Origin of the sequence: Bradyrhizobium sp. 31Argb (assembly GCF_043638955.1) — a bacterium.
Taxonomy (GTDB): Bacteria; Pseudomonadota; Alphaproteobacteria; order Rhizobiales; family Xanthobacteraceae; genus Bradyrhizobium.
In genome coordinates, this window is sequence record NZ_JBEGDB010000334.1 from 1 (window position 1) to 8,062 (window position 8,062).

General features: G+C 63.4%; 8 protein-coding genes. 4 read left to right on the top strand and 4 right to left on the bottom strand.

The features are described from left to right. Positions 1-357 precede the first annotated feature (357 nt). From AAFX91_RS36430 to AAFX91_RS36440, 3 genes are all read right to left on the bottom strand, one after another. Positions 358-969 (bottom strand): flavin reductase family protein, encoded by a 612-nt coding sequence (locus AAFX91_RS36430; protein ID WP_130583395.1) that lies wholly within the window; start codon positions 967-969, stop codon positions 358-360. 105 nt (positions 970-1,074) lie between these two features. Beyond that, positions 1,075-2,349: an acyl-CoA dehydrogenase family protein gene (locus tag AAFX91_RS36435; protein ID WP_394569735.1), complete on the bottom strand. Its 1,275-nt coding sequence runs from the start codon at positions 2,347-2,349 to the stop codon at positions 1,075-1,077. Between the two features lie 138 nt (positions 2,350-2,487). Further along, positions 2,488-3,267 (bottom strand): SDR family NAD(P)-dependent oxidoreductase, encoded by a 780-nt coding sequence (locus tag AAFX91_RS36440; protein WP_394569736.1) that lies wholly within the window; start codon positions 3,265-3,267, stop codon positions 2,488-2,490. A 184-nt stretch (positions 3,268-3,451) separates the two neighbouring features. Here AAFX91_RS36440 and AAFX91_RS36445 point away from each other — a divergent pair, with 184 nt between their 5' ends. Genes AAFX91_RS36445 through AAFX91_RS36455 form a run of 3 tightly spaced genes read left to right on the top strand, consistent with a single transcriptional unit; the run spans position 3,452 to position 5,611 of the window. Then, entirely contained in the window at positions 3,452-4,243 is a 792-nt protein-coding gene (locus AAFX91_RS36445; protein WP_130583397.1) for an enoyl-CoA hydratase/isomerase, read from the top strand. After that, positions 4,240-5,226, top strand: a complete 987-nt coding sequence (locus AAFX91_RS36450) for a phosphotransferase family protein (RefSeq protein ID WP_394569737.1) — start codon at positions 4,240-4,242, stop codon at positions 5,224-5,226. Before AAFX91_RS36445 ends, AAFX91_RS36450 begins: the two co-directional genes overlap by 4 nt. 1 nt (position 5,227) lies before the next feature. Continuing rightward, on the top strand, positions 5,228-5,611 hold the full coding sequence (locus tag AAFX91_RS36455; protein ID WP_394569738.1) for a DUF6285 domain-containing protein: 384 nt from the start codon (positions 5,228-5,230) through the stop codon (positions 5,609-5,611). Positions 5,612-5,722: 111 nt separating this feature from the next. Here AAFX91_RS36455 and AAFX91_RS36460 read toward each other — a convergent pair whose 3' ends face one another. Then, entirely contained in the window at positions 5,723-6,502 is a 780-nt protein-coding gene (locus tag AAFX91_RS36460; RefSeq protein ID WP_028164941.1) for an enoyl-CoA hydratase-related protein, read from the bottom strand. A 218-nt stretch (positions 6,503-6,720) separates the two neighbouring features. Here AAFX91_RS36460 and AAFX91_RS36465 point away from each other — a divergent pair, with 218 nt between their 5' ends. Continuing rightward, on the top strand, positions 6,721-7,995 hold the full coding sequence (locus AAFX91_RS36465) for an acyl-CoA dehydrogenase family protein (protein WP_394569739.1): 1,275 nt from the start codon (positions 6,721-6,723) through the stop codon (positions 7,993-7,995). Positions 7,996-8,062 lie beyond the last annotated feature (67 nt).

Sequence of the window (8,062 nt, forward strand, 5' to 3'; positions counted from 1 at the left end):
CTTTTTGTTGCACGGGACCCACGGGTGCAACCAGCACCCGGCTTTCCCTGCGCCCTCTGTTCAATGAGAGGGTGGAAAGTGATGCAAACCTCGGGCGTAACTGGCCGCGAGAATGCGAACGCACATCCCTTCCGCTGTTTGACATTTGAATCAGAACTTACCCCGTCATTGCGAGCGCAGCGAAGCAATCCATCGCGCCACTTGCGGAGACGTGGATTGCTTCGCTGCGCTCGCAATGACGTGGAGAGAGCGTGCCGATTGCACGAACGTCGTAGGGTGGGCAAAGCGAAGCGTGCCCACCATCACGAGCAGAGTGTCAGACGGTGGGCACGGTGCGTCTTTGCCCGCCCTACGGATCTACGGCTTCGCGCCCTCGGCTGTCGGAAACACCACCCGGTCATCGGTGCGGCAATAGCGGTCGGCGAACATGCGGCCGACCGGGTGGTAGCGCTCCATGTGCACGCGCATGGCCTCGCGGTCCCACAGCTCGTCGCGGATGTAGAAGTGGATGCCTTCACCCATGATCAGCCGGCGGTCGTTGACGTCGATGATCTTCCAGGTCTTGCATTCCATCGCCCATGGCGCGTCGGCCAGGCGCGGCACCGCCACGCTGGTCGATGGCGCAAGCTTGAGCCCGAGATAATCGGGCTCGCCGACATCTGGCGGAAAGTCGCCGCTGGTCTCGTGCATCGCGTGCGCCAGCGGCTCGTCGGTCATGTTGACCACGAACTCGCCGGTACGCTCGATGTTGACAAGCGTATCCTTCACCCGCCCGTCCGGCCGCAGATTGACGGCGAACATGCAGAGCGGCGGGTCCTCGCAGAATACATTGAAGAAGCTGAACGGCGCGGCATTGACGACGCCGGTCGGGCCTGTGCTCGTCACCCATGCGATCGGCCGCGGCAGCACGAAGGATGCCAGCACCTTGTAGCGTTCGCGGGGCTTCAGATCGCTGGCAGCATATTCCATGGTGGCTCCTGTAGGGTGGGCAAAGCGAAGCGTGCCCACCATTCTTGCTCGGCTCGCGAAGGTGGGCACGCTTCGCTTTGCCCACCCTACGAATTGCCGCGTCCGTTACGGCATGCTCAGTTCGTGTCGGCCGACCACCATCCAGTGCACCTCGTCCGGGCCGTCGGCGAAGCGGAGGTGGCGGACGTCCTGGTACATTTCGGCCAGTGGCGTCCATTGCGAGATGCCGGTGGCGCCGTGCATCTGGATCGCCTGGTCGATGATCTTGCAGGCGCGCTCGGGGATCATGGCCTTGACCATGGAGACCCAGACGCGCGCTTCCTTGTTGCCGAGCACGTCCATCGCCTTCGCCGCCTTCAGCACCATCAGCCGCATCGCCTCGATCTCGCAGCGCGCCTGCGCGATGATCTGGAGATTGCCGCCGAGATGCGCGATCTTCTTGCCGAAGGCTTCACGGGTGAGGCCGCGCTGCACCATCATGTCGAGCGCCTTCTCCGCTTTGCCGATGGTGCGCATGCAGTGATGGATGCGGCCCGGCCCCAGGCGAACCTGGGAGATTTCAAAGCCGCGGCCTTCGCCGAGCAGCATGTTCTCCTTCGGTACCCGGACATTGTTGAAGCGCAGATGCATGTGGCCACGCGGGGCATGATCCTGTCCGAACACATGCATGGGACCGAGGATCTCGACGCCGGGCGTGTCCTTCGGCACCAGGATCTGCGACTGCTGCTTGCTCGGCGGCGCATCCGGATTGGTCTTCACCATCACGATCATGATCTTGCAGCGGGGATCGCCGAGGCCGGAGATGTAATATTTCTCGCCGTTGATGACCCACTCGTCACCGACGAGCTTGGCGGTGGTGGAGATGTTCTTGGCGTCCGACGAGGCAACGTTGGGCTCGGTCATGGCGTAGGCCGAACGGATCTCGCCGTTCAGGAGCGGCTTCAGCCACTTCTCCTTCTGCTCCTTGGTGCCGACACGCTCCAGCACTTCCATGTTGCCGGTATCAGGCGCCGAGCAGTTCATGGTCTCGGAGGCCAGCGGGCTCTTGCCGAGCTCGGATGCGATATAGGCGTAGTCGAGATTGTTCAGGCCTTCGCCGGTCTCGGCGTCGGGCAGGAAGAAGTTCCAGAGGCCTTCCTCCTTGGCCTTCTTCTTGGCTTTCTCCAGGACCTCGATCTGGCCGTCGGTGAAGCTCCAGCGGTCCTTCTTGTTCTCGCCATGCCGATAGAATTCGACCGACATCGGCTCGACGGTTTCCCGGATGAACTTCTTCACATGCTCATAGAGCGGACGGACCTGATCCGACATGCGGAGGTCGTTGAGCTCGTCGCCCGGATTGAGCGTGTAGTTGGTGGTCCGGGGTATGTAGGCGTGTTTCATGTTCTTCCTCCCATCGCCGAGATCGTTGCGGCCAACCATAGACGCGGTGGTTTCAAAGTGCGAGCGCGCTTTTTTCATGGGTGCCTGCGCTGACGCAGCGCAGGACGCCATTGCCGCATGACGGAATTCGAACAGCGTTTAAAACGCTGTGTAGCCGCCGTCGATCACGAAACAATCCGTCGTGTGATACGACGACGCATTGCTCATCAAGTAGACGGCGATGCCGCCGAAGTCGGAGGGCTCGCCGAAGCGGCGCACGGGGATGCGCGGCATCACATTGGCGACGAATTTCTCGTTCGACATGATGCCAGCCGTCATCTCGCTCTTGATCCAGCCGGGCAGGATCGCATTCGCGGTGACGCCATGGCGGGCAAGCTCGACGCCGAGGGCGCGCACGAGCGCGTTGATCGCGGCCTTGGTGCCGGCATAGTGCTCGTTGCGCGCGGTGCCGAACAGCGACGCCAGGCTCGAGGTGGCGACGAGGCGGCCGAAGGCGTCGCCAGCCTCGGCACGCTCGGTCATGTGGCGGGCGGCAGCCTGGAACACGTGGAAAACGCCGTCGAGATTGGTTGCGAACATCGTTCGCCATTCCTCCTCGGTGCGGTCGATGAAGGCGCGTCGTCCGCCGCCGCCGATCCCGGCATTGGCGAAGCAGCCATCGACGCGGCCGAAAGTGTCGAGCGTCGCCTTCATCGCATTCTGCACCGAGGCCGCATTACTGACATCGCAGATGCGGGTGTCGACCTTGCCGGGACCCGCCGCCATCGTTGCCGCTGCCGCCTTGTTCTTCTCGGCGTTGCGGCCCCAGATCGAGACATCGCAGCCGGCGGCATTCAGCGCCTGCGCGATGCCAAGCCCGATCCCGCCATTGCCACCGGTGATGACCGCGACGCGGCCGGAGAGGTCGAAGATGCTCATGGTATTTTTTCCTTGGCGTATTTCCCTGGGGTGTTTCCATTTGGCCTGACGCACGTTAATCGTGCATCCGAAAGCGAGGCGTGCTTGCTCCACCATGGACAAGCGCGTCTCAAAAATCAAATATGGGTCGAAGATTTGGCCTACCGCGTTACCCATGGCGCGGGCGCAACCCACGAGGAAAACAATGCAATTCAAGCACGTCACGCTCGATTTCGATGGACCGGTCGCGGTCCTCAAGCTCGACCATCAGGAAGTCATGAACGCGGTGTCGATCGACATGCTCGGCGGCCTTGCCGAGGCGCTCGATGCGATCGAGGACAAGCGGGACGAGGTGCGCTGCCTTGTGATCACTGGTGCCGGCCGCGCCTTCTGCACCGGCGCCAATCTGCAAGGACGAAACAACCAGACGCCGGGCAAGCGTAACGCAGGCGCGGCGCTGGAGACCGCGTTCCATCCGTTCCTGCGGCGGTTGCGCAATCTGCATTGCCCGATCGTCACCGCGGTCAACGGGCCGGCGGCGGGCGCCGGCATGAGCTTCGCGCTGATGGGCGACATGATCCTGTGTGCGCGTTCGGCCTATTTCCTGCAAGCCTTCCGGCGCATCGGCCTGGTGCCGGATTGCGGCTCGACCTGGCTCTTGCCGCGGCTGGTCGGCAAGGCGCGTGCGATCGAATTGTCGCTGATGGGCGAGCGGCTGCCGGCTGAGAAGGCGCTCGAATGGGGCCTCATCAACCGCCTCCATGACGACGGCGCGCTGATGGACGAGGCGATGAAGCTTGCGCATGAGCTTGCCAACGGGCCGACGGTTGCGCTGTCGCTGATCCGCAAGCTCTATTGGGACAGCCCGGAGAATTCGTTCGAGGATCAGCTCGACCTGGAATACCAGTCCCAGCGGCTTGCCGGCACCACCGAGGATTTCAAGGAAGGCGTCACCGCGTTCCTCGAGAAGCGCCCGGCGAAGTTCAAGGGCAAATGATCGAGGCCGAGCTCGCGCGCTGCGTCGCGTCCTTCCATCCGGGGGCGACCGGCGTCACCGGCGCCGCAAAACTTTCCGGCGGCGCCAGCCAGGAAACCTGGACGTTCGACATCGTGCATCCCGACGGCAATGTCGGCGCGATCCTGCGCCGTGCGCCGCCGGGCTTTGGTGCAGTACCCTCGCGCGCGGCCGGGCTCGATGCCGAGGCGAGCTTGATGCAGCTCGCGCACGACGCCGGTCTGCCGTCGCCGCGCGTGCTGCACGTGCTGAATCCGGAGGAGGGACTCGGCACCGGCTTCATCATGGCGCGCATTGAGGGCGAGACCATCGCGCGGAAAATCCTGCGCGACGAGCAGTTTGCGAAGGCGCGGCCGCTGCTGGCGCGCCAGCTCGGCAAGGTCGCTGCCGGCATCCACGGCTTGCCGGCGGCGAAGCTGCCGAAGCTGCGGCAGATGACGGCGACCAAGGAGATCGGCGATCTCGAGCGCGAATATCGCGGCTTCGACTGGCCGCGCCCGGTGTTCGAGCTGGCGCTGCGCTGGTTGCGCGACCACGATCCCGGTCCATCGGACGAGGTGACGCTGGTGCATGGCGATTTCCGCCATGGCAACCTCATCATCGGTCCTGACGGCGTGCGCGCGGTGCTGGACTGGGAGCTCGCGCATTTCGGCGATCCGATGGAGGATCTCGGCTGGATCTGCGTCAACTCCTGGCGCTTCGGCGAGATCGACAAGCCGGTCGGCGGCTTCGGTTCGCGCGAGGAACTGTTCGCAGGTTACGAGGAGACCGGCCGCAAGGTCGATCCTGTCAGAGTAATGTTGTGGGAGGTGATGGGCACGCTGCGCTGGGGCGTGATGTGCTGCGGCATGATGCAGCGCTTCCGCACTGGTCCGGACCATTCCATGGAGCGCGCGATGATTGGCCGCCGAGCGTCCGAGACCGAGATCGATCTGCTCAGGCTATTGGCACCGCGAGGGCGTTGAGATGCAGGATGAACCGACACCAACAGAACTGATCAAGGCGGTCGCGGACTTCCTGCGGAGCGAGATCGCGCCTGCGATCAAGGGCCACAATTCGTTCAAGCTGCGCGTCGGCATCAACGCGCTCGATCTCGTGACGCGCCAGCTCTCGCTCGCGCAAGCGGCCGACGCCGCGGAGGCAGCGCGGCTAAAGCAGTTGCTCAGGATCGATGGTTCGCTGTTCGAGCTGAACCGTGCGCTTTCGGAGAAGATCGCAAAAGGCGAGATTGATCTGCAGACACCGGGGCTGGCCGAGCATCTCTGGCAGACCACGATGGACAAGCTAGCCGTCGACCAGCCGAACTATGGGTCCTACAAGCGAGAGCTGGGCGACACAACGAGATCGTAGTTATGTCGTCATGCCCGGGCTTGTCCCGGGCATCCACGTGCTTCTTCATCGAAGTGCCAAAGAACGTGGATGGCCGGGACAAGCCCAGCCATGACGGAGAGGGTAGATAACTTACTTCCCCACCCACTTCGGCGGGCGCTTCTCGGCAAACGCCTTCGGGCCCTCGATGTAATCCTGCGAGGCTGCCATCGCCTTCACCGCGGGGTAATCGCGCTGCTCGTTGATTGCCTGCTCCAGCGACACGGCCAGGCCGCGTTCGATGGTCTGCTTGGAGGCGCGGATTGACATCGGCGAGTTCTTGCAGATGGTCTCGGCCCAGCGCACGGCAGCGGCGAGCGCTTCGCCCTGCGGCACGACCTCGTTGACGAAGCCGAGCTCGTGGCCTTCCTTCGCGCTGACGTGGCGCGCGGTGAGGATCATGCCCATTGCGCGCTTCAGCCCGATCTGCCGCGGCAAACGGTGCAGGCCGCCGGCGAGCGCGGCGAGACCGACGCGCGGTTCCGGCAGCGCGAAGGTCGCATTCTCGGCGGCAATGATGAGGTCGCACGCGAGTGCGATCTCGAAGCCGCCGCCCATCGCCACGCCATTGACGGCGGCGATGATCGGCTTGTCGCAGTCGAAGCGCGAGGTCAATCCACCGAAGCCGCCCTTGTCCCAGCCGCGCTTGCCGCCGGCCGCCTGCCATTTCAAATCGTTGCCGGCGCAGAACGCCTTGTCGCCGGCACCGGTGACGATCGCGACCCATTGCTCGGGATCGGCGGAAAAGTCGTCGAACACCTTGTTGAGCTCGAAATGCGCGTCGATATGCAGCGCGTTGTACACCTCGGGGCGCGACAGCGTTACGATCGTGATCGGGCCCTTGCGTTCCACCTTCGAGAATTTCAGATCCATATTCGCTCCCGCTGATTTTCTGTGGCGAAGAATATTGGCCGCGATATTAGCGCCGGCTTGGGGTTTGATGCCACTCAATTACGCAAGCAAGGCGCGCATGCCAAGCGCGACGTGATTGCTTGACTTGAGCGCCGTCTTCTCACCTTAATCGACGAAGCAGGAGCGCGCAGCGCCTAAACGCAAAACGACAATCAACGATATCTCCGGGAGAGACTGCCTTGGATTTCAACCTGCCGGCCGACCTCGTCGCCTATCTCGCCGAACTCGATTCCTTCATCGCGCGCGAGATCAAGCCGCTGGAGGAGGCTGACGACAACATCCGATTCTTCGACCACCGCCGCGAATGGGCGCGCACCGATTTCGACAATGGCGGCCTGCCGCGGCACGAATGGGAGGCGCTGCTGCGCAAAGCCAAGGACCGCGCCGATGCCGCAGGCCATCTGCGCTTCGCGATCCCGAAACGCTATGGCGGCAAGGACGGCTCCAACCTCTGGATGGCCGTGATCCGCGAGCATTTTGCCTCCAAGGGTCTAGGCCTGCACAACGACCTGCAGAATGAGCATTCGATCGTCGGCAATTTCCCTGTCGTCACCATGCTGGACCGCTACGGCAACGACGCGCAAAAGGCGATGATCGACGGCTCGATCACTGGCAAATACCGCATCACCTTCGGCCTCACCGAGCCCGACCACGGTTCCGATGCGACGCATATGGAGACCAAGGCGGAGCCTGCGGCCCGAGACAACGTCAAGGGTTGGCTGATCAACGGCGAGAAGATGTGGACCACGGGCATGCATGTCGCGACCCACTGCGCGCTGTTTGCGCGCACGTCAGGCAATGATGGCGACGCGCGCGGCATCACCTGCTTCCTGGTGCCGGCGAAATCGGAAGGCGTGAAGGTCGAGCAATACATGTGGACCTTCAACATGCCGACCGATCATCCCCGCGTCAGCTTCACGGATGTGTTCGTGCCTGAGGATGCGTTGTTCGGCGAGGTCGGCCGCGGGCTGTCGCTGGCGCAGTGCTTCGTGCACGAGAACCGCATCCGCCAGGCCGCGAGCTCGCTCGGCGCTGCCGTCTACTGCATCAACGAAAGCGTCAACTATGCGCGGGAGCGAAAGCCGTTCGGCAAGGCGCTGGCCGAGAACCAGGCGATCCAGTGGCCGCTGGTCGAACTCGCCACGCAAGCGGAGATGCTGCGTCTCTTGATCCGCAAGACCGCCTGGGAAATGGACCAGCTCACCCAGGCGCAGGTCGAGCACACGCTCTCCGACAAGGTCTCGATGTGCAACTACTGGGCAAACCGCCTGTGCTGCGAGGCCGCCGACCGCGCCATGCAAGTCCACGGCGGCATGGGCTATTCACGCCACAAACCGTTCGAGCACATCTACCGCCACCACCGCCGCTACCGCATCACGGAAGGCAGCGAGGAAATCCAGAAGCGCAAGGTGGCGGGCTTCCTGTTCGGCAATATGGGAGCGGGGAAGCGCTAGGCCGTGTGGACAGTTACCTTATCCAGAGCAGAGTGGCGGCAATGGCGACGACGGCGAAGTAGTTTCG